The sequence below is a fragment of the Acinetobacter sp. EKM10A genome, assembly GCF_011075215.1.
In the GTDB taxonomy this organism is placed as follows: Bacteria; Pseudomonadota; Gammaproteobacteria; order Pseudomonadales; family Moraxellaceae; genus Acinetobacter; species Acinetobacter baumannii.
This window is the reverse complement of sequence record NZ_JAALLK010000001.1, coordinates 47709-70151: the sequence shown is the minus strand read 5'-3', so window position 1 is coordinate 70151 and position 22443 is coordinate 47709. Positions and strand designations below refer to the sequence as shown.

Sequence of the window (22443 nt, the reverse complement as noted above, 5' to 3'; positions counted from 1 at the left end):
GTGTCGTTTTAATACATTTAAAATGACCAGATTTACAGTTATGAATAAGTGAAATTACGCTATGATCGGATGTTTAATTGGCGAAGTGTTTGCCCTAGAAGCCCCAACTGTCTTACTGAATGTAAATGGTGTGGGCTATGAAATTGATACACCGCTTTCAACATTTTGCCAATTACAAAAAGGCCAGAAAGTTACGCTATGGACGCATTTGGTCGTCCGTGAAGATGCTCAGCAGCTTTATGGTTTTAGTGATGCTCAAGAGAAAACTATTTTCCGCACCTTACTAAAAGTAAATGGTGTGGGCCCGAAAATGGCATTAGGTATTCTTTCTACGTTAAGTGTTGAATTGCTGGTACACACAATTGAACATGACGATGTGAATACTTTGGTTAAAGTTCCGGGTGTAGGCAAAAAAACAGCTGAACGTTTAATGATTGAACTTCGTGACCGTTTTAAAACTTTGGCACAAGGAACTTCTAGCGCTGCCGCCCTGCCTCAGATTCAATTTGTTTCGAACTCACCTGTTGCAGAAGCAGAAGCAGCCTTACAGTCACTAGGTTATAAACCTCTTGAGGCACAAAAAGCTGTTGCGGCGGTTAAAGCCGATTACACTGAATCAGCCGATATTATTCGTGCTGCACTTAAATCAATGATGAAGTAAACACACCTATGCAAGACCGTCTAATCAGTGGAACAGAAAAACCTGAAGATCATTTTGATCGGGCTATTCGACCGACTTCACTTGCCGATTATATCGGGCAACCAGTCGTACGCGAGCAAATGGAAATTTTCATCGGTGCGGCTCGTGGTCGTGGTGAAGCACTCGATCACACACTGATTTTTGGTCCACCGGGCTTAGGAAAAACCACGCTTGCCAATATTATTGCGCGTGAAATGGGTGGCAATCTCAAATCCACTTCAGGGCCTGTTTTAGAGCGTGCGGGTGATTTGGCTGCAATGCTGACTAACCTTGAAGAAGGCGATGTTTTATTTATTGATGAGATTCATCGTCTTTCACCAGTGATTGAAGAAATCCTCTATCCAGCAATGGAAGATTACCAACTCGATATCATGATTGGTGAAGGCCCTGCTGCCCGTTCAATTAAACTAGATTTACCCCCTTTTACACTTGTTGCTGCGACCACACGTGCAGGCTTGTTGACCTCACCACTACGTGACCGTTTCGGTATTGTGCAACGTCTTGAATTCTATTCTGTAGAAGACTTAACTCACATCGTGTCACGATCTGCAAACCTCATGGATGTACCCATTACAGTTGAGGGTGCAGAAGAAGTTGCACGCCGTTCACGCGGAACACCGCGTATTGCCAATCGTTTATTACGCCGTGTACGTGACTATGCACAAGTAAAAGGTACAGGCGAAGTTAACCATGAAATGGCACAACGTGCGCTTGATATGCTTAATGTCGATAAAGCTGGTTTAGATACCTTAGACCGACGTTATTTAAGTATGTTGTTAGAACGTTTTGATGGTGGACCTGCTGGTGTTGAAGCCCTTGCAGCTGCTATGGCTGAAGATAGCGGAACACTTGAAGATGTTATTGAACCTTATTTAATTCAGCAAGGTTATGTTATGCGTACTGCACGAGGTCGCATTGCAACCAACCAATCTTATTTGCAGTTTGGCATGACGCCACCTGAGCCTAAAAACTAATCAAAGGAAGAGAATTTTCTCTTCCTTTTTTTATTTAACTATTCTTTTTAACTCAAATAAAAATTGACTTATCAATAAATTAGCCACTCTATACCTTTTAAGTCTTTCTTTATACCTTATTGATTTTTTAATATTTTTAAAAACTAAATTATAAGAAATCTAGATATTAAATCTTCTGAACAATAATATTTTTAGGATAAGGATATGTACAAAAAAGCTGCTTTAATTTTTCCACTTGCCCTAATAAGTCAATTGAGCCTAGCGGATTGGGTAAAAGATGCTATACAACAAAATGAAAATCAGGTCATTCAATTAAGACAACACATCCATGAGTACCCTGAACTAGGCAATATGGAATTTAAAACATCTGCATTGGTTCAAAAAGAATTAAAGTCTTATGGCATTCAAGTCAGAACAGGTTATGCAAAAACAGGGGTAATCGGCATTTTAAAAGGGATTAACCCTGGCCCTATTATTGCGCTTAGAGCAGATATGGATGCGCTACCTATGGAAGAAAAAAGTGGTGTGCCATTTGCTAGTAAACAAAAAGCAATTTATCAAGGTAAAGAAACTTATGTGATGCATGCTTGTGGACACGATGCGCACACTGCAATGTTATTAGGTGCAGCAAAGATATTGGCGGCCAATAAAGATAAAATATTAGGCACTGTAATTTTTGTATTTCAGCCCGCTGAAGAAGGTGGAGCAGATATCGATAACTTCACGCATGGTGATCAAATCGGCTCAAGAAAAATGATTGCGGATGGTGCATTTAAAGACTACAAACCAGAAGCCATTTTTGGCATGCATGTCATGTCTGGCATGAAAAGCGGACATCTATATTATAAAGATGGTGCTATTTTAAACAGTGCCGATCACTTACGGATTCAAGTTAACGGCAAACAGGTTCATGGCTCAACCCCTTGGTTAGGCAGAGATCCAATTTATGCATCAGCTCAAATGATTAATAATTTACAAAGTCTTATTAGCCGAAGAACCGACCTAACCCAAGGTATGGGCGTTATTAGTATTGGCAATATTCAAGGCGGTACAGCTGGAAATGTGATTCCTGAACAGGTCAATATGATCGGTACTATTCGATCCAATAACGAACAGATCCGAGAAAATATCCTAAAGAGCTTACCAACTCTGGTGGAACATAACGCTCAAGCTAATGAGGTAACAGCAAAAGTTGAAATTGCGCCTTATGCTCCAGTAACCATGAATAATAAAGCTCTTACTCAACTTATCCAGCCAACATTAGCCAAAACTGTTGGAGATTCGAATCTTCATGTTTTGGACCATAATGCAAGTGCAAGTGAAGATTTTGCCTATTATGGGAAATTAATGCCCTCTTTCTTTGTTTTCTTAGGAGCAACACCTGAAAATCAAGACTTAAGCCAAGCTGCACCGAATCATAACCCTTCTTTTATAGTAGATGATAAGGCCTTAAAGACAGGAACCGAGCTACATATAAGATTCGTTTTAGACTATCCGAATATCGCTAAACAAGTTCAGGCTGCATGGAAACAGTCTTAACTTAACAATATGCTCACCATAGAGTGTTCCGTTTTAAAGAAGAAAGACAGCAGTCGCGATTGAAAGGTTGTGCCATAGGACTTAGTATGCAATCTGCTAAACTGCCCCGTATTTAAAAGCAGATGTATGGCTTTGGATAGAACTGATATTTTATTCAACAGTCATATTTTAAATATAAAGCTCTATAGTGAACTAAAACGGAATACTCTCATGGCGAATCATTTTGAATTCAACATTCGTGTTTATATTGAAGATACGGACGCAGGTGGTATTGTTTACCATGCCAACCACATTCGCTATATGGAACGTACCCGTACAGAATGGCTCCGCGCTGCTGGCGTTGACCATTACTGGCATCAAAAAGACTACAACTTTGTAGTATATAAAATTGACGTAAAATATATGCGTCCTATTTTAATGGATGACTTAATTACTGTTACAGCACGTGTAGTTTCATGTAAAGCTGCGTCATTTGTGTTGCAACAAAATATTTATCGTGGTGAAATCTTGCTTGCTTCTGGTGAGGTTGAGTTGGCATGTTTAAGTAAAGATCTAATGCCACGTCGTCTTCCGGAAGAAATACGTGATCTTATTCGTAAAGAATTGGAACAAGACTAAAAAAACAACCGGCATATGTAACTATGGCAACAAACATTGAATCAACCCTGCATATTTCTGACCTTATTTTACAAGCAAGTCCAGTCGTCCAGTTGGTCATGCTGATTTTATTGTTAGCATCAATTTTTAGTTGGTACCTGATTGCCAAGTTACATATGAGTTATAAAAAAGCACGCCAAGATGATGAACATTTCCAAAAAATGTTCTGGTCTGGTGCTGAACTCAATACGCTTTACAACAACGCACAACTCAATTCAAAACGCTCAGGCCTTGAAGATATCTTTTATCAAGGATTAAGTGAGTTTTTTAAACTCAAAAAACGCCAAGCTCCTACCTCACAAATGATCGAAGGAACAGAACGTATTTTACGTGTCGGTTTAAGTCGTGATCAGGGTAGTCTGGAATATGGTTTAGGTACTTTAGCAAGTATCGGTTCGGTTGCCCCATATATCGGTTTATTCGGTACTGTTTGGGGAATCATGAATGCTTTTATTGGTTTGGCTGCTGTTGACCAAGTGACGTTAGCAACAGTTGCGCCAGGTATTGCCGAGGCCCTTATTGCAACTGCAATTGGTCTATTTGCTGCAATTCCTGCGGTATTGGCTTTTAACCACTTTACGGCTAAAAGCGAAAGTGTCTACTCTGATCGTGCATTATTTGCCGAAGAGATGATTGCTTTATTGCAACGTCAATCTGTGGGTTCGTCACAGGAAGATGCATAATGGCCATTCAACGTTCAGGGCGCTTTGAGCGCATAAAAAAACCATTAAAAAGTGACATGAACGTCGTGCCTTATATCGATGTAATGCTGGTACTTTTAGTGATTTTCATGGTGACTGCTCCCATGATCACCAGTGGTATTAAAGTCGATTTACCTCAGGCAAATAATCATCCAATTGAATCAAAAGATATGCCAGCCATGGTCACGATTGGTAAAGATGGCAATATTTATCTTCAATATGAAGATTACAAAGATAATGAGCCACTTTCTCTTGAAAAACTTGAGTCTGTTTTAAGTGAAGCACAAAAACAAGCTGAGCAGGAAAACAAACAACTTACAGTTTTAGTGAATGGTGATAAGACTCGCCCTTATGGAGAAGTCGTATCATTGATGGCAAGTTTACAAGAAGCAGGTTTAACTCAAGTTGGCCTTCTGACAGAGCCTTTAAAATAAGCTATGAATAAAAATCAAAAGCCTCCTTTTAAACAAAATGCAATAGCATTGAGCTTCACCCTTGGAGTTCATGCAATTGCCATTGTTGGCTTGCTTTTTTTAGGCTTGAGTAAACCACCTGAACAACCAAAAAAGCTGACCACTGTTTTAGTTAAACCAGAAGATTTACCACCACCTTTGGCAAAAGAAGTTGAGCAACCAACCGTAGCAGAAAATCAGGCTGAAGAAGTTCTAAGCCCGATTGTGGATGAAACTCTTCCTCAAAATCTTCCAGCTGCCCCTCCTCCTCCAACAGCACAACAACTTGCTGCTCAAAAGCAAAAAGCTGAGCAGGCACAACAAGCAAAATTAGCTGAGGAAAAGCGTAAAGCTGAAGAAGCTGCTAAAGCAAAGCAAGCTGCAGAGCAACAACGTTTAGAGGAAGCACAGAAGCAACAGGCCGAAGCTAAGCGTCAAGCGGAGGCTAAAGCGAGAGCTGAAGCTGAACAAAAACGAAAAGCCGAACAAAATGCAAAAGCTGAGGCCGATGCGAAAGCTAGACAAAAAGCAACTGAGGAAGCTAAACGTAAAGCGGAGACTGAAGCAAGACTAAAACGTGAAGCTCAAAAGGCTGAAAACGCTAAACTTCAAGCACAACAAGAAGCTAAACGAAAAGCCGAAGCAGATGCGAAAGCCAAACAGCAAAAAGCTGCCGAAGACGCCAAACGTAAAGCTGAATCCGATGCTAAGGCTAAGCAACAAGCAGCTGATAACGCGAAACGTAAAGCCGAGGTCGATGCGAAAGCTAAACAGCAAAAAGCAGCTGAAGATGCTAAACGTAAAGCTGAGGCTGATGCAAAAGCCAAGCAGCAAAAAGCAGCTGAAGATGCTAAGCGCAAAGCTGAGGCCGATGCGAAAGCTAAACAGCAAAAAGCGGCTGAAGATGCTAAACGCAAAGCTGAGGCCGATGCGAAAGCTAAACAGCAAAAAGCGGCTGAAGACGCTAAACGCAAAGCTGAGGCTGATGCAAAAGCCAAACAACAAAAAGCAGCAGAAGATGCTAGACGTAAAGCCGAAATTGAGGCCGAAGAAAAAGCTGCATCTGCTAAAAAAGCTCAAGAAGAAGCTGCCCAGAAAAAAGGTGAAGCTAAAAAAATTGCATCTTCGGCTAAACGTGATTTTGAGCAGAAAATTCGTCGTGCTTGGGATGTTCCTACAGGAAGCAGTGGTAAAACTGTTAGCGTTAGATTTACCCTGTCTGACTCAGGTAGTGTTAGCTCGATTGTTATTACACGGTCAAGTGGAGATGATGCATTGGATGCAAGTATCAAAGCTGCAATTCAGGCGTCTGCTCCCTACCCAATGCCATCGGATCCTGATGCAAGACGAGAAGCGCGAAGCGTTACCTCTACTTTCAGAGCACAATAATTTTGTAAGAGTTACATGCTTTAAATAGTTTGAAGCATGTAACTATGCTACAAAATCACCAGTCACAAAAAATACCTTCAATGACTTTAAACCTATGAAAACGAGCCGCAAACACCTTCTAGCCTTAACGCTACTTACAGCATTAAGTCCTCTTGCACCAATAGCTGCCTTTGCTCAATTACATTTAGAGATTGCAAAAGCACCTGATCAGGCGCCTAAAATCGCTATTGTGCCTTTTAATAACGACAATGGACTTTATCCTATTGTTGAAACTGACTTGAACCGCTCAGGACGTTTTACAAGTTCATCAAAAAATTTACCTGCGAATGCCGCTATTAACCAGATTCAAGCATCTGATTGGCAAGCTGCTGGTATTCCTTATGTTGTTACTGGACAAATTAAGCAAACAGCTGACGGGTTTGAAGTCCATTACCAACTTTATGATGTACAAAAACAGCAATATCTTCTGAATGAGTTGTTAAATGTTCCTGCTTCACGCATACGTCAAGCAGGACATATGGTAAGTGACGCTATTTATCAGGCCTTAACCGGAATTCCAGGCGATTTTAGTGGTCGTATCGCTTATGTATTACGTAATCCTGCCACTCCTGCTGAACGTTATACCTTACAAATCGCCGATACAGATGGTGAACAACCAAAAACCGTTCTCTCTTCACGTGACCCGATTTTGTCTCCGGCATGGACTCCTGACGCTAAAAAAATTGCTTATGTTTCTTTTGAAACTAAACGTCCAGCCATTTATTTACAAGATCTCTCTACTGGAACACGTGAAGTACTTACGAGTTTTAAAGGCTTAAATGGTGCACCAAGCTTTTCACCAGATGGCAAATCAATGCTATTTACAGCATCGATGAATGGTAACCCTGAAATTTATCAAATGGATTTATTAACTCGCCAAGTCAAACGCATGACAAATGACTCGGGAATTGATACTGAAGCGCGTTACACACCAGATGGAAAAGCTTTTATTTTTACATCTGACCGTGGAGGCTCTCCTCAAATTTATCGCTATGATTTTGGGAATGGCTCAGTAAAACGCTTAACATTTAAAGGGTCATTTAATGCTCGTGGCACTTTAAGTGCAGATGGTAAAAAAATTGCACTCGTGCATCGACCAAGTGGTAGTAACTATAAAGTTGCGATCCAAGATATTAATACAGGCATTGTCAATATTCTTACCCCAACCAGTTTAGATGAATCACCAAGTTTCTCACCAAATGGGCAAATGGTGGTTTATGCAACTCGTGAAGGGAACCGTGGTTTACTGTCTATCATGTCCACTGATGGTCGTTTCCGTATGAATTTACCGAGTGAGCAAGGTGAAGTACGTGAACCAGCCTGGGCACCTAAATAACTTTTTATTCCATTGATGGAGATGATGATGAAATCAATTAAATATTTGGCCTTTCCTCTACTTAGTGCGGCACTTGTCATGACAGGTTGTGCAAGTCGTAAGCCAGCAACAACGGCAACTACAGGTACAACTAACCCAAGCACAGTAAATACGACAGGCTTAAGTGAAGATGCTGCATTAAATGCTCAAAATCTAGCAGGTGCTTCTTCAAAAGGTGTAACTGAGGCAAACAAGGCTGCCCTAGCGAAACGCGTCGTTCACTTCGATTATGACAGTAGTGATTTATCTACTGAAGATTACCAAACACTTCAAGCTCATGCTCAGTTCCTCATGGCAAATGCAAACTCAAAAGTTGCATTAACTGGTCATACAGATGAGCGCGGTACACGCGAATACAACATGGCCTTGGGTGAGCGTCGTGCAAAAGCAGTTCAGAATTATCTTATTACCAGTGGTGTAAATCCTCAGCAACTTGAAGCTGTAAGTTATGGTAAAGAAGCGCCTGTTAATCCTGGCCATGATGAATCAGCTTGGAAAGAAAACCGCCGCGTTGAAATTAACTATGAAGCGGTTCCTCCTCTATTAAAATAAAACATCCCAAAAAATAAACGCCCAAATATGGGCGTTTATTTTTACATTCTTACTTTAAGAGGATTTGTTTTGCTCTTCTTCTGAATGTTGCATTGACTCAATCAAATCATGCTTATTAAAAGCTTTATATTCAGGTTTTGCCTCATAATCTTTCCAAGCTTCCTGAACACTTTCTTTCGAAATTTCTTCTAAATTGATTGGTTCACCTGCTGTTGGGGTCGCATCAAACTTCTTAGTTGTCATTTCGATTCTCCTAAATCTACATTCCTTTGTTATGCAAACAACATACCACGTAAAATGGGGCTTGTAAGCATAAATGCAACACAAATAAAGTAAGATAATTTTTATTTTTCGGCATTCTCATCTAGAATATGCCACGTATTTATCTGACTCATTTTGATGCTTGCGCACAGGAGCGTTTTTTTATGTCCAACCTCACATTGTCCCAATTTTTACAACAAGAAAAAGGGAATCTTACACCTGAGTTGGCTCAAGTCATCGACACAATTGCTGCGACTTGTAAAACCATTGATCAAGCCTTACAAAAAGGTGCCTTGGCTGGAATTTTGGGTAGCGCAGGTAACGAAAATGTTCAAGGTGAAACACAGAAAAAACTTGATGTGATTTCTAATGACTATTTAATCGATGCTTTAAAAGTCCATCCTCACGTCGGTGGTCTTGCATCTGAAGAGCTTGATGATTTTACACCAGCACAAGAAAACGGCGAATACTTGGTTCTATTTGATCCATTAGATGGTTCAAGCAACATTGATATCAACATGTGTGTAGGAACAATTTTCTCGATTCTTCCTGCCAAAAATGCGATTACACAAGCACAAGATTTCATGCAGGCAGGCACTCAACAAGTTGCTGCTGGCTATGTGTTATATGGCCCATCAACTATGATGGCTTTAACAGTTGGAAATGGTGTAGCTTTCTTTACGTTAGATCCAGAAACTCAAACATTCTTACTTACTACAGAGAATGTTCAAGTATCAGCAGATACTCAAGAATTTGCTATTAATGCATCTAACCAACGCCATTGGGAACAACCAGTAAAACAATATATTGAAGAGTTACTTGCAGGTAAAACATCTGTACGTGAAAAAGACTTCAATATGCGTTGGGTCGCATGTATGGTGGGTGATGTTCACCGTATTTTATGCCGTGGCGGTATTTTCCTTTACCCATATGACTTGAAAGACCCCAAAAAAGCTGGTCGTTTACGTTTAATGTATGAAGCTAACCCAATGAGTATGCTCATTGAACAAGCAGGCGGCGCATCAACTACTGGCCGTGTACGCATTCTAGAGATTGAACCAACAGAACTTCATCAACGTGTTCCTGTGATTATCGGTTCTAAGAATGAAGTTGAACGCGTAACAAGCTATCATTAATAATTTAAATTACACAGGGCGTCATAGTATGATGACGCCCTTTTGGATATTCCCTTATGGCGGTTATTTTTTTAGAATCAAAAGACAATGCAAAAATTAAACATTTGCGTGGTTTAATTGAACTCAATAGCGCCCGAAAAAAGCATCAACAAACAGTTCTTGAAGGTACCCATCTTTGTCTAGCTTGGTTACAACAACAGAAAAAACTCTTTTCGTTGTTTACGACTGAACAAGCCTTAGAACATCCCGATTTAAAGAAAATCATTGAACTTCACCAAGGTCATGTCTTTATTATTAGCGAAGTTTTATATAAAGATTTAAGTACTTTAGGTAATACTCTTCCTTGCTTGGCTATTATCGATTTACCGAAAACTGCATCAACCATTGACTATAGCGTAGATACGTTAATTCTAGAAAATGTACAAGATCCGGGTAACGTAGGTACATTGTTACGTTCAGCGGCAGCAGCAAATATAAAACAGATTATTTGCACACAAGGCTCTGCCTCACTTTGGTCTCCACGAGTTTTAAGAGCAGGTATGGGGGCACATTTTAGCCTGTCTTGTTTTGAAAACTTTCAATTGACCGATATTCTTCCTAAATTCGATATTCCTGTTTTCGTTACAAGCTCTCATCGCTCGACTAGTCTTTATTCAAAAGACCTTTCAAAACCATGTGTTTGGATTTTAGGCAATGAAGGACAAGGTGCAAGTGATTATGCTTTAGACCATGCACAATCAGTGACTATACCGCAGCCCGGTGGTCAAGAGTCATTAAATGTAGCCATTGCAGGATCAATTTGTTTTTTTGAAATGGTTCGCCAACGCCAATAAAACGTTAATTTATTTTACATCGCTCATATTTGTGAAAAAAATCATTTACACTACTAAAAAATAGCCGATTGTTGTCAACCTCCCACCTCTTTTCAACGTTATATAAGAAATATATTGAAGATAAGGTGGGTACGTCCAATGACAGGATTTTCCATCTCCATGGATTTAGCACCGAAAAAGTCTCGATCGGAAGCATCTAGTGCTCATGCCAGCACGGCTGAGCAACGCCTAAAGGTTTTCATGCAAGATGTTACTGGTCGTGCTTTAGTGATGATGGAAAGTGCTACCCAAGGTCAACAAGGCATTGCTATGGACTTGGTTCAAGAAGCATTTATTGCTTTACACAAGTCTTACGCCGATCGAAGTACTGAAGAATGGTATCCCCTATTTTATACTATTCTGAATAACAAGCTTCAGGATTGGCGCCGTAAAGAAGCGCGTCGGGCAAACCCATTTTCATTCTTCAAAAAAGTTAGTCTAGACAATGATGATGAAGAAATCATTGATATTGTCGATGAAAAAGCAATCAATCCAGCAGATTTTCTAGATCAAGCAGTGACCATAGAAGAGATCCAGGAAGCGATTGCAAAACTACCTATTCGTCAACAACAAGCTTTTATGTTACGTGCGTGGGAAGGTTTTGATACCCATACTACAGCGCAAATTATGAACTGTACCGAAGGTAGTGTAAAAACCCATTATCATCGAGCAATTCAGGGACTTAGAGAGTATTTAGCGCATTTAAATCCCATGGGAGGTTCCAATGAATCATGATGATTTCACTAAAAAGGTGACATCCAAACTCGATAGTTTGGCCCATCACCATAAAAATAAAACAGTGGTGATGAATCATGTGCTTGACCATATCCAACAAAAACCAGCCTCTTATTATAGTGTCTGGAAAATGACTGGTTTTGCACTTGCAGCAGCGATTACTGGTTTTGTTATTTTACCAAATTCAGTAGATATGCTTGATAAGCCACAAAATCAAGTCGTTGTAAATCCTAAATTATCGCCACAAATGGTAGAAGATTTAGAAATGCTCATGGTGTTGGGTGAGGATAAAGTTCAACATGGTAGCTAAAAAGTTAGCACTTATCCTTTGTTCATTAAGTTTCTTGCAAACAAGTTTTGCAGGTTTCGAACGTTTCTGGATTTTTTCAAAAGATGCCAATACGCAAGTAGATGATACTTGGAATGCTCTATCTGAAGAAGAGCAACGAGCTGTAATTAAACGTTATCAAAGCTTAAAGGAATTACCATCCAACCAAAGTGCTAACTTGCAACAACGTATGGATTGGTTTAACCAGCTTCCAGATGCAGAAAAACAAAAAATGCGTGAAGCTTGGCAAAAAATGAGTACACAAGAACGTAATGATTTACGTCAACGGATGCTCAAAGCAAGTGCTGATGAAAGAACTGCTATACGCGAAGAATATATAAATAAATATTTAGAGCACTAAAAACCGTATTTAATATTTATCTTTTTTTGAAAATAAAAAGTTACTAACAAATAAAAAAGCCTCCTAGTGGAGGCTTTTTTATTTTTCTCATCACTTACGATAACGTCTATAAGCAATTAAACTTAGTAGTGATGCGATAGAAAGGATTCCAATACTTCCGCCACCTCCACCGCCACGTGAATCATCAGTTGTGGTTGCTGTACTTACCAACTTAATAGTACCCTCATTTGAGATTTTACCATCAGCATCATATACATAATAAGTTAAGGTATCGTTGAAGGTATTAAATACATTACTAGCTTGAATATAGATATTACCGCCATAACAAGTATTATCTTTATCATTATTAGGACATGGACCTTCTCGATCTGCTTTTACTACTTTAAAAATACCATCTTTTGAACTTTTACTTGGAAGATAAATTGGTAGCTCAACACCTTTATCATTTACCCAAAATTGAGGCTTATTAGGTTTTGTTTGAAGAGTATTCGCTGGTCCGTCCCCATCATCATTTGCATATTTAAGTAAATTTATAGGGATAATTTCATTAGCCAAATATTTAAATGAAACTGTTTCATCAGTAGCTACAGGAGCAATGTTATCAAAACGAGCCTCTAATAAACCTGTCGATTGAATAGAACCATCTTTAGTACTTACTGTATATTTACAATAGTTGTAATCACCTGCTTGGGTAATTCTGTCATCTAAACGATAAAATATAATTTGCTGTAAAGCAGAGTTCCATTCACATTTAAGTATATTCTCTTCTTTATCCTTAATATTATAAACTTTATCGTCTATTAAACCTGTTCCAATAGTTTCAACATTAATATTATAATCAGTTGTATTAAAGAATTTTAATGTGTGATTAGCACCCTCATTAGGTAAAGGCAATCCTTTAGCTTTCAAATCTATATAAATAGCACGATACTTTGCATTTGATTTAGTTTGATCAAGAAGATTTTTATATTCTACCGATCTTATTTTTAATACTGGCCATAAATATGAAAAAGCTTGGTTCTTAAGATTTTCTTGTACATTATCATATCGAGTCTGATATGTAGAAATTCGATCAGTAAAAGAATCATTGCCTAAATCTTTTATATCTCCAGCAGTCAGTTTCATTAGCTCAATCGAACCAATATCACAACTATTCTTGATACCTGACTGATAATATAACTTATTAGTTACAGATCTAATAAGCCCCCGTTGGTCTAGAGTTATACAAGTATCTTTACCATCAGGATCTACATCTATCAAATCATTTTGTGGAGATGAGGTGTTATTTAATGGGTAATAAACAGGTAAAAAGCCTGTTTCTGGCGAAGCAGAACTTTGCGGTTCTAATAACGAACTAAAAGGAATATTCGCAATATCAATAGTTTTATTAGATGAGGTAAGTGCTTCTGTTGGTAAATCACATTTTTCAACGTTATTCGTTAAATTTAATGCATTAAATGATAGTGTAAAACCAGAATTTTTTAGGTCCGCAGCAGGCCCCACTAAATAACGACAAGCGTAACTACCTAGATTGTACCCTATTAAATTAAACCTTAATTCTTTTATACCCAAACTATCATATAAGAAGGTAGTATGTGCAGTGTTCTCAACAATCGTATTATTCTGTAAATTTAAACTACTACTTCCGCTCAGTATAGTTGAGGAATTAGTTGTACTTCCAGGAACGGCATCTCCTGTAAATTTTAGAATACTACCATTTATCTTATCAGCGATATTTTTTGCAATCGTATTAATTGTCAATATGGCGTTTGGTTCACCACAAAATTCAAATGTACTCTTAGAGTTAAGCGAACCATTTTTGAAAATACTTGAAGACGTTATAGTGATATCACGTTTAGCATAAGCTGGTTCTTCTTTACAACTCATCGCTAAAACACTACCGGTAACTGCTTGATTACCCTGTAGTAATGAATGGCTTATTGATAAGTTTACCCCACTCCCGCCCAGAAAAATGGCACCACCTTTTGGAGCTTGAGAATTTAAAATTTGGGAATCTAACAAGGTGACATTACCACCTGCATAAATAGCCCCGCCTTGGGTTGAAGCTATACCATTTTCTAAAATAATATTTTGTAAAGTTAAAGCCTTTTTATTCTCTGCAGTATTAAATATGCGTGACTTACCCGCAGCATTAATACGTGTTTTAAGTTCTGGTAGAGCAGGATAATCATTTGTTAGAGGGTTTTTTTCTGTCCAATTTTTATCTTCTCCGCGCTCTCCATAACCATAGATAGAAATATTTGCATTTGGTACTAATTCTTTATTTAAAGTATAAGTCCCTGCTTTTAACTGAATTGCCTGATTATCATCTAAGCTAAAAATAGTGCATCCATAGTCTGATTTACGTGTAGCTGCAACTTTAATTGCTTCACGTAATGAACACGCATTTGGATTTTCACCATCTTCGTCAGCAAAAGTTGTAACCTCAATCCGTTTATTTGTGCTATCAGCAAACAATGGCATGGTCGCAAGTATAGATAACGCCAATAATACTTTTTTATAATTTTTCATAGTCTTCATCCTTGATTATGACTTAAAGCGACGTAACGCAACCAACCCCAGTAAACTTAAAATAAAACCAGCCCCTATACTTCCCCCCCCACCAGAGCTGACAGATTTATCTTCAATTCCAGACAAAGGTTCCTGTACAATTCTTGTAGGAATAGTAATGTATTGGAACTCGACTCCTTCATTAAATCTTGAAATACTTGTAACTACCTGAATACTAAAAATATCTGCACCATGCCAATTACCATTTGGTGTATAAATTACATTTCCATTCTGATCTATAGTTACAGTACCTTTCGAAACAGGTGTATCAGTACTTTGTTTTATTTTCAAACAGCCAGGTTGCCATTCTTTACCATCAGGACGTTCACCGAATAAACGCTTACACGTGGCAGGTGTAACCAAGTCTGCTTCACTTAATGAGCCTAAAATACTAAACTTTGCAACCTGCCCATATCTAATATCCTGACCAACTGAAGAGATATCACTATTTAGGATATATTCAATTGCGCCTAAATCACATAACTCATCATAACCAGTACGTCTTTTTCCACGCTGATCTAAAGTTTCACAACTTGCCAAGCCTACAGAAGTACCATCACTGTACAAACGGCCTTTATTAATAATAAGTGAATCAGCTAAAGTATTATAACTTTCAAGTAACCGTGGCTTAAAAAAGCCCAAGAAACTATCCTTTGGCGTATTAAAAGGACATAACAACCCATCCTTTGAAGCTACATCACAAACGCCCTCATCTGTACTACCAGCAATTAATTTCTGATTGGCAGGATAAAGGATATTTGGAACTTTTACTGAAGCGTTACGATTACATTCTGTAGTCACTAAATTACTTTGGATAATTGCTTTATCAGTTGAATTAGCCTGACAATTAATTGTATTTCCAACTAATATACTATTTGAAATTGAAGCATTGCCTTGTGGAGCTTCAAGGAATAATCCTTTGTCATTTTTAATCATCGTAATATTATTAACAAACATCCCATCTCGAACATTCGTAATAAAACCACCTTTATTATGAAAGACCGTACTATTGCTTAATCCTATAGCACGTTGAACTACATATTCTCCAGTACTTTCATCATCAAATGAATCTTGACTGAAGAAGAGTGAACCACTTGTATTACTAACTTCATTATCACGAATTACCGATTGAGTAATTAGAAATAATGGTTGCTCACTATAGATTACCCCACCTTGGGCTGCTTTATTATTCTGGATAAGGCTATTTACAATATAAACAAAACCAAAGGTTCTATCACTTTTTGAGGCAAACCCTTGATTGTAAATCACTCCACCTTGATTCGCATATCCACCTGTTAAACGAGAGTTTTGAATAGTCAATTTTTCATGGTTTAAAATTAAACCACCTGTTAACACTTTAGAGTTTGCACCTGCCCCTTGTAAGTTAAGATCACTCAACAAAACCGAAAATGATGCTTTTTCAACACTCTCATCATCAATTTTAAATAGCTGATCTGTACCTGCCATTTTGATAGTTGCATTATGAGAACCGGGCTGATCAGTATCAACTAATGTAGAATCGTTTTTTGCTGTACTAATTGTAAGGGGTGCTGTAATCGTTATTCTGCTATTTAACGTATATTCTTTATCGCGCTGTAAAATAATATTTGATGAACTATCTTTATTTCCACAGCCATGATACCCATCTTTTACTGAGGCAACCACGGTAGAATCACTTGAATTACGCTTATTTATTAGTTCTACAGCCTCACGTAATGAGCATACTGTATTATCGACATCTTCATCAATTGTAGTTGTGACTTCAATATCAGCAGAATAAGCGTGCCCAGCAGCAGCCAATAATGCAAAAGCAATGCTCCGTTTGAGCATACCCTTCTCCTTACCTATTTTTTTCATTTTTCTTTGTCAATATTGCAAAGTTTCCACTTTTGCAAACGCATCCTTTGTGCGTACTTTGTCACAGGAATCAGAATTTCTCAAGATGTTTTGATCGGTCTATAGCGTCATTTTCGATAGGGAACTTTCTAAATATTTGTACAATTAAAGATCTATTGATATATGAAAATTTTACTTATAAAAATTTAAAAGTATTTTTCAAGGTTAAAAGAATAAGTAGCTCATGATTTTTATAGTAAGGAAAGTCTACTTAGGCTAATAAATTAAAAGTCCAGAAGCTAAAAAATTATTATTGTTGATATTCATCAATTAAAGCATAGATTTGTCTTAACGTTGCATTTGAAAGTTTAGTCTTCTCACCTTTAAGGAGTTTTTCTAATTGTGCTACGGTTTGCAATAGAACAGAAGCTTGATGAGGCCCATGTAAAAGTAAATAGTCTACAATCTGCTGATCAAAATGGATCCCACGTCTAGCCATTACAGAAGTGACTAAAGCATAGCGGTCAGCATATAAACTTCCGCTCGGCACTTTTACACTCACTGCTTGTGTAAGTCGCGATTGTAAATCTGGTAACTCTAGTTTTAATTCAATCGGTGCAACACGTGAAGAGAAAACAAGTTGTCCTTCATGGTTATTCATTAAATGAAAAACAGCTTTTTGCCAGTGAGGCACCCCACTGATTGACTCAATATCATCTAAAGCCACCAGATCATAGTGCTCTAAGCAAGTAATTGCCTCAATTGGAGCATCGAGAAGTTCAAGTAAAGAAACTTTAATTGCAGATTTACCGACCTCTAAATAAGAATCACAAATCGCTGAAAGCAAATGGCTCTTGCCTGTTCCTGCGCCACCATAGATATAAAATCTATTTACTAGACCCGCATGTAGTTGTCGCACTGCATCCACTACATGCCCCCAACCTGGTCCCGAAAAATCACTGATTCGGGCATCAAGTTGAGGTTCTATATCCAGTTGGAGTTGACGCATATAATGAATTGGCCTTGAAATTATTTCTGATCTGAAAGATTCGGGGTATCTGTATCTTGCTGTTTTTTAACTTCAAGATCAAGTTTAGTATTTTCAGTTTCTACATGAAGTTGCTCAATATTACCCTCTTGGATTAATAATGTAGAAGATGGAGCATAGAATGAACTCCGTTCGTAATTTTCTCTGAGGTGTTTTAAGAGCACCACAATGACAGCCGCCACAGGTAATGCAATTAACATTCCTAAAAAGCCAGCCAATTGAGCCCCTGCTAAAACAGCAAATACAACTGCAACAGGTGAAAGACCAATTTTATCACCGAGTAGGAATGGCTGCAGAATATAGCCCTCTACTACCTGCCCAATCATAAAGACTACGCCAACAAGTAATAAGTGTGTCCAGTCCATTCCAAATTGGAACAAACTTGCAATAACCGCTGCAATAATCCCGACTGCAAATCCTAGATAAGGAATAATACTGGCAAGACCTGCCACCATACCAATAATTAGGCCGACCTCTAGTCCAATTAATTGTAAGCCTACTGCATAAACTACACCGAGCAAAAGCATAACAAGGAACTGACCTTTAACAAATGCTCCTAACACGCTATGGCATTCACGGACGATTTGTAAGGTCGTAGCTTCATATGGCCGTGGAATGAGACGACGTAAGTTTTGTAACATACGGTCCCAGTCTAATAAGAAGTAAAAAGCAATAATTGGGATTAAAACAACTGTTCCACCAATTTGAATAAAATTAAGTCCTGATTGTGCAAGCTTTAATAAAACTGCTTGAATACTATCGGCACTGTAATTGGTCTGAACATAATCCATCACAGCTTTGGACATTTGATCGGTATCAATTTCCATTTGCTGGACATGGAATGTCGAAGAAATCCACGGTAATAGCTCTGCATTAATCCAATGGATCCCCGCTGGAATACTATCTCGAGCGTAAACAAGTTGTTTCCAGATCAGTGGAACTAGGTACCATAATGCAACGGTTAAAGTTACACCTATACCAATAAAAACAATACTAATTGCCAACCAGCGAGGTATCTTAATTTTTACTAGAACTTCGACTAGTGGACTAAATAAATAAGCCAGGAAAAAAGCACCAATAAATGGGATGACCACAGGCTTGAGCAAGTATAATACCCATACCAGCAATACAATACCTGCGAGTAAGAAAATACGGCGCAGTATACGATCTTGCATAAAATCTAGCCTTTTTTGATTTAATCGTTATAAATGGAAAAATATTTTTATTAAAGATAGCATTTTCGAGCATAAATAACATAAGAGTTTCGTATATTCAGGTTATAATCTGCCGCCAATGCGGAGACTTCATTTATGAGCAACTCAACTTCTACCCCAAATACCGGTTTAAGCTACAAAGATGCGGGTGTTGACATTGAAGCGGGCGACGCACTGGTCGATCGTATCAAGTCAGTCGCTAAACGTACAACTCGCCCAGAAGTAATGGGCGGACTTGGTGGCTTTGGTGCACTATGCAAAATTCCTAAAGGTTACGAAGAACCTGTTTTGGTTTCTGGAACTGACGGTGTAGGTACTAAACTACGTTTAGCACTTAACCTTAATCGTCATGACACAATCGGCCAAGATCTTGTCGCTATGTGTGTAAACGATCTTTTGGTTTGCGGTGCAGAACCACTATTCTTCCTCGACTATTATGCGACTGGTCACTTAAATGTCGATGTAGCTGCAAACGTAGTTACTGGTATCGGTAAAGGTTGTGAACTTGCAGGTTGTGCACTTGTAGGTGGTGAAACAGCTGAAATGCCTGGCATGTATGAAGGCGAAGATTACGATCTTGCTGGTTTTGCCGTAGGTGTAGTTGAGCAAAGCAAAATTATTGATGGCTCTAAAGTAAAATCTGGTGATGTACTTATTGGTGTTGCATCAAGCGGTGCTCACTCAAATGGTTATTCATTACTACGTAAAATCTTAGATGTTAAGAATGTAGACTTAACTCAAGTAATTGATGGTCGCCCTCTTGCAGATGTAGCAATGGAGCCAACACGTATTTATGTAAAACCAGTTCTAGAGCTTTGCAAACAAGTTGATGTACACGCGATGGCACACATCACTGGTGGCGGCTTACCAGGCAACTTACCACGTGTATTACCAAATGGTGCTCAAGCTGTAATTAATGAAGCTTCTTGGGAATGGCCAGAATTATTCAAACTTTTACAACGCGAAGGCAATGTAGAACGTTTTGAAATGTACCGTACCTTTAACTGTGGTGTAGGTATGGTCATTGCAGTTGACGCAAATGATGCAGAAAAAGCAATTGAAGTGCTTAATGCTCAAGGCGAAAAAGCTTGGAAAATCGGACATATCCAAGAAAATGCGGAATCAGTGGAAGGTGCAGACGAAAAAATTCGTGTGATCTTTGAATGATGAAAATTGCTGTTCTAGTCTCTGGGAACGGCAGCAACTTACAAGCCTTGATAGATGCAAATCTATCAGGGCAAATTGTAGGTGTACTGTCTAATAAAGCCGATGCTTATGCCCTAGAGCGTGCTCAAAATGCCAATATCGCGACAGCCGTAATCTCTCACAAAGACTTTCCTAGTCGTGAAGATTTTGATGAAGCTATGCATCAGCAACTTATCGCATGGCAAGCTGACGTGGTTATTTTAGCTGGCTTTATGCGTATTTTAACTGCTGACTTTGTCGATAAATGGCAAGGTAAAATGCTTAATATCCATCCTTCATTATTACCTGCCTATAAAGGCATTAATACACATCAGCGTGTATTAAATACGGGGGATCGATTACATGGCTGTACCGTTCACTTTGTGACTTCTGAACTTGATGCTGGTCAAGCAATTGCTCAATCTGCCATTGAAGTAAAAGAACATGACAATGTTGCATCCTTGGCCGAACGTGTACATAAACTTGAGCATTTTATTTATCCTCAAGTTGCAGAGTGGTTATGCAATGGCCAGCTCACATGGAAAAATGGACAAGCCTATTTCCGCAATCAAATTCTTGAACACCCTATTCGTTTTGCATCTTGGTAAAAGTTTGCTTAACGTCAATTAAAAAAGGACATGCATGCATGTCCTTTTTTTGCGAAAGCTATATTAGCGTGAATTACGGTGAATAAGTTCCTTAATATAATTCACTGTATCAATCGGATGCTCTAGAGGGAACATATGCCCTCCTTCAACAACACTAAATGGAATCCCCATTTTACGTTTTGCCATTTGAGGAAAACCTCTTTTTAAAAAGGCGCTCTCTTTTCCTACAACTAAATGTACTGGCATTTTCGGTTTTGGCATAGGTAACCACCACCAAGAAGGGTTTTTACGGAAAATCGCAACTTCATCTTCACGGGAAATAGTTAACGTTACACCACCACGTACCGAGTCTTCTTTTAAAGCATAGTCAATGTATGCTTGAAAGCAATCTTCATCAAAGTCTTTATAAAAACCTTTTGGGCGTAACAATGCAGCTGCTTGCTCACGTGATTCCCAATGCTCGCGACGACGTGCAGATAAACCCGCTGGTGTCATATCATCAACTATTTTGGGTTTAAATAATTTTGCCATATGAAAAGCAAAAGAATATCTACCCAAAATAAGAGGCGGATCTAACATGATCACTTGTGAGAACAGCTCAGGCCGTCTAAAAGAAGCCATTAAAGTTAAAACTGAACCGAGCGAATGGCCCAGTCCAATCACTTTTCGCCCCTTCGCTTGACGTACAATACTATCAATTACCTGATCAACCAAAAAAGGCCAATGATTGGTAATCGGATAACGTTTGTCAGGTCCAATGAGTGGAACATAAATTACGTCATACTCATCTTTTAATTGATCAAACAATTTTTGATACACCATAGATGGCACGCCGTTGGCATGCGCAAAGTGTATAACCGGTTTTACTGACATACCGTTATCCTGCTTAAATTATTGTAGTTTTGCATCCTGACTTGTTTGTAAGCGTTCAGCAACCGACTCACTTAAACCTTTCCCCATTTCTGATCCCATTCGCCCTAGAATGGATTGTAATGGGTTACGTTCAATCGTGTAGTCAACTTTATTATCAAGCTTCAGTTCACGCATCAAGCTTGTAATGTTACCTGAACGGTCAGCTACGCCTAACTGAATTGCTTGCTCGCCAGTCCAGAAAAGACCAGAGAAAATAGCAGGATCATTAGTTTTTAAGCGTTTCCCACGTCCTTCTTTAACTGCGTTAATAAAGTGAGTATGAACATTATCGAGTACAGATTGGATATGTTGTCTTTGTACAGGATTAATCGGTTTTGTCATACTTAAAATGTCTTTATTCGTCCCCGCTGTAAGAGTTCGGTCTTCAATTCCTAGTTTTTGAGCTAAACCAGTAATGCCATAGTTTGGCATAATGACACCAATTGAACCTACCAAACTTGATGGATTCACAATAATTTCATCGGCAGCAGAAGCAATATAATAAGCACCCGAAGCACCCATATCGCCAATTACCGCATAGACTTTCTTGTCAGGATGCTCTTTTTTCAAATAGCGAATTTCCTGCCAGATTTCATCTGACTGAACAGGTGAACCACCAGGAGAATTAATATTAAGGGCAATTGCTTTACTATTCGATGCCTCAAAAGCACGTTTAAGCGCTTTGTTTGTATCTTCACTATTCACAGCCTGATTGCTTGAAGCATCAATAGTTCCAATAATATCAACTACTGCAAGGTGAGCACTGCTACTACTTGCAGTAGAGCCATCTTTAGTGGTCGAACAGCCTTTGCCCATTAAGACGATAATGAACAATAGATAAATAAAAGTAAGTGTTTTAAAGAATATACCCCAGCGACGACTACGGCGTTGTTCTTCTACAGAAGCCAGTACAGCTTTCTCAAGGATTTGCCATTCCGGTCCGTTCTGTTTAGGGGTTATAGGTTCATTTTGTGGTTTTGGTGGCCAATCGGACATAA

23 protein-coding genes are annotated in these 22443 nt (G+C 38.7%); 16 read left to right on the top strand and 7 right to left on the bottom strand.

Annotated elements, in window-relative coordinates; genetic code table 11:
• The first annotated feature begins 61 nt into the window (after nucleotides 1-61).
• The 9 genes from ruvA to pal all read left to right on the top strand — a co-directional run bounded on the left by ruvA (nucleotide 62) and on the right by pal (nucleotide 8378).
• The gene (ruvA, locus tag G9371_RS00335) at nucleotides 62-661 is read left to right on the top strand and encodes a Holliday junction branch migration protein RuvA (protein ID WP_000578663.1); all 600 of its coding nucleotides are present in this window, start codon (nucleotides 62-64) and stop codon (nucleotides 659-661) included.
• Nucleotides 662-669: 8 nt separating this feature from the next.
• The gene (gene ruvB / locus G9371_RS00330; protein ID WP_001154002.1) at nucleotides 670-1674 is read left to right on the top strand and encodes a Holliday junction branch migration DNA helicase RuvB; all 1005 of its coding nucleotides are present in this window, start codon (nucleotides 670-672) and stop codon (nucleotides 1672-1674) included.
• 204 nt (nucleotides 1675-1878) lie between these two features.
• Nucleotides 1879-3213: a M20 family metallopeptidase gene (locus G9371_RS00325; protein WP_029423967.1), complete on the top strand. Its 1335-nt coding sequence runs from the start codon at nucleotides 1879-1881 to the stop codon at nucleotides 3211-3213.
• Between the two features lie 210 nt (nucleotides 3214-3423).
• On the top strand, nucleotides 3424-3831 hold the full coding sequence (ybgC, locus tag G9371_RS00320) for a tol-pal system-associated acyl-CoA thioesterase (RefSeq protein ID WP_001273591.1): 408 nt from the start codon (nucleotides 3424-3426) through the stop codon (nucleotides 3829-3831).
• Between the two features lie 23 nt (nucleotides 3832-3854).
• Nucleotides 3855-4553, top strand: a complete 699-nt coding sequence (gene tolQ / locus G9371_RS00315) for a protein TolQ (RefSeq protein ID WP_000224630.1) — start codon at nucleotides 3855-3857, stop codon at nucleotides 4551-4553.
• Nucleotides 4553-5005, top strand: coding sequence for a protein TolR (gene tolR / locus G9371_RS00310; RefSeq protein ID WP_001007562.1), 453 nt, complete (start codon nucleotides 4553-4555; stop codon nucleotides 5003-5005). Before tolQ ends, tolR begins: the two co-directional genes overlap by 1 nt.
• 3 nt (nucleotides 5006-5008) lie before the next feature.
• Nucleotides 5009-6412 carry a cell envelope integrity protein TolA gene (tolA, locus tag G9371_RS00305; RefSeq protein WP_029423968.1) on the top strand — a complete coding sequence of 468 codons (1404 nt, stop codon included), beginning with the start codon at nucleotides 5009-5011 and terminating at the stop codon, nucleotides 6410-6412.
• 94 nt (nucleotides 6413-6506) lie between these two features.
• Nucleotides 6507-7787, top strand: a complete 1281-nt coding sequence (tolB, locus tag G9371_RS00300; RefSeq protein ID WP_029423969.1) for a Tol-Pal system beta propeller repeat protein TolB — start codon at nucleotides 6507-6509, stop codon at nucleotides 7785-7787.
• A gap of 27 nt (nucleotides 7788-7814) precedes the next feature.
• Nucleotides 7815-8378 (top strand): peptidoglycan-associated lipoprotein Pal, encoded by a 564-nt coding sequence (gene pal, locus G9371_RS00295; protein ID WP_000836015.1) that lies wholly within the window; start codon nucleotides 7815-7817, stop codon nucleotides 8376-8378.
• Between the two features lie 54 nt (nucleotides 8379-8432).
• On the opposite strand, the gene G9371_RS00290 is transcribed toward pal, so the two are convergent.
• Entirely contained in the window at nucleotides 8433-8621 is a 189-nt protein-coding gene (locus tag G9371_RS00290) for an NF038105 family protein (protein WP_000208542.1), read from the bottom strand.
• Between the two features lie 182 nt (nucleotides 8622-8803).
• On the opposite strand from G9371_RS00290, the gene G9371_RS00285 reads away from it, so the two are divergent.
• The 5 genes from G9371_RS00285 to G9371_RS00265 all read left to right on the top strand — a co-directional run bounded on the left by G9371_RS00285 (nucleotide 8804) and on the right by G9371_RS00265 (nucleotide 12071).
• A complete protein-coding gene (locus G9371_RS00285; protein WP_002036892.1) occupies nucleotides 8804-9775 on the top strand; it encodes a class 1 fructose-bisphosphatase in 972 nt (323 codons plus the stop codon).
• Between the two features lie 56 nt (nucleotides 9776-9831).
• Nucleotides 9832-10608 (top strand): TrmH family RNA methyltransferase, encoded by a 777-nt coding sequence (locus G9371_RS00280; protein ID WP_000268345.1) that lies wholly within the window; start codon nucleotides 9832-9834, stop codon nucleotides 10606-10608.
• Nucleotides 10609-10767: 159 nt separating this feature from the next.
• Nucleotides 10768-11382 carry an RNA polymerase sigma factor gene (locus G9371_RS00275; RefSeq protein ID WP_029423970.1) on the top strand — a complete coding sequence of 205 codons (615 nt, stop codon included), beginning with the start codon at nucleotides 10768-10770 and terminating at the stop codon, nucleotides 11380-11382.
• Nucleotides 11372-11692, top strand: coding sequence for a hypothetical protein (locus tag G9371_RS00270; RefSeq protein ID WP_001015075.1), 321 nt, complete (start codon nucleotides 11372-11374; stop codon nucleotides 11690-11692). The genes G9371_RS00275 and G9371_RS00270 overlap by 11 nt, the downstream gene beginning before the upstream one ends.
• Nucleotides 11682-12071: a DUF3106 domain-containing protein gene (locus G9371_RS00265; RefSeq protein WP_000225917.1), complete on the top strand. Its 390-nt coding sequence runs from the start codon at nucleotides 11682-11684 to the stop codon at nucleotides 12069-12071. Before G9371_RS00270 ends, G9371_RS00265 begins: the two co-directional genes overlap by 11 nt.
• Nucleotides 12072-12161: 90 nt before the next feature.
• On the opposite strand, the gene G9371_RS00260 is transcribed toward G9371_RS00265, so the two are convergent.
• From G9371_RS00260 to cxpE, 4 genes are all read right to left on the bottom strand, one after another.
• Entirely contained in the window at nucleotides 12162-14603 is a 2442-nt protein-coding gene (locus G9371_RS00260; RefSeq protein WP_029423971.1) for a CSLREA domain-containing protein, read from the bottom strand.
• A gap of 15 nt (nucleotides 14604-14618) precedes the next feature.
• On the bottom strand, nucleotides 14619-16472 hold the full coding sequence (rbtA, locus tag G9371_RS00255) for a rhombotarget A (protein ID WP_005123122.1): 1854 nt from the start codon (nucleotides 16470-16472) through the stop codon (nucleotides 14619-14621).
• A gap of 316 nt (nucleotides 16473-16788) precedes the next feature.
• Nucleotides 16789-17487, bottom strand: coding sequence for a DnaA regulatory inactivator Hda (gene hda / locus G9371_RS00250; protein ID WP_001249536.1), 699 nt, complete (start codon nucleotides 17485-17487; stop codon nucleotides 16789-16791).
• 20 nt (nucleotides 17488-17507) lie between these two features.
• Nucleotides 17508-18701: a chloramphenicol efflux transporter CxpE gene (cxpE, locus tag G9371_RS00245; protein WP_029423972.1), complete on the bottom strand. Its 1194-nt coding sequence runs from the start codon at nucleotides 18699-18701 to the stop codon at nucleotides 17508-17510.
• Nucleotides 18702-18836: 135 nt separating this feature from the next.
• On the opposite strand from cxpE, the gene purM reads away from it, so the two are divergent.
• The gene (purM, locus tag G9371_RS00240; protein WP_000071984.1) at nucleotides 18837-19907 is read left to right on the top strand and encodes a phosphoribosylformylglycinamidine cyclo-ligase; all 1071 of its coding nucleotides are present in this window, start codon (nucleotides 18837-18839) and stop codon (nucleotides 19905-19907) included.
• The gene (purN, locus tag G9371_RS00235) at nucleotides 19904-20533 is read left to right on the top strand and encodes a phosphoribosylglycinamide formyltransferase (RefSeq protein WP_000975527.1); all 630 of its coding nucleotides are present in this window, start codon (nucleotides 19904-19906) and stop codon (nucleotides 20531-20533) included. Before purM ends, purN begins: the two co-directional genes overlap by 4 nt.
• A gap of 63 nt (nucleotides 20534-20596) precedes the next feature.
• On the opposite strand, the gene G9371_RS00230 is transcribed toward purN, so the two are convergent.
• Both G9371_RS00230 and sppA read right to left on the bottom strand, forming a co-directional pair.
• Nucleotides 20597-21406 carry an alpha/beta fold hydrolase gene (locus G9371_RS00230; protein ID WP_000114071.1) on the bottom strand — a complete coding sequence of 270 codons (810 nt, stop codon included), beginning with the start codon at nucleotides 21404-21406 and terminating at the stop codon, nucleotides 20597-20599.
• Between the two features lie 18 nt (nucleotides 21407-21424).
• Nucleotides 21425-22441, bottom strand: a complete 1017-nt coding sequence (gene sppA, locus G9371_RS00225) for a signal peptide peptidase SppA (RefSeq protein ID WP_001286615.1) — start codon at nucleotides 22439-22441, stop codon at nucleotides 21425-21427.
• Nucleotides 22442-22443: the final 2 nt, after the last annotated feature.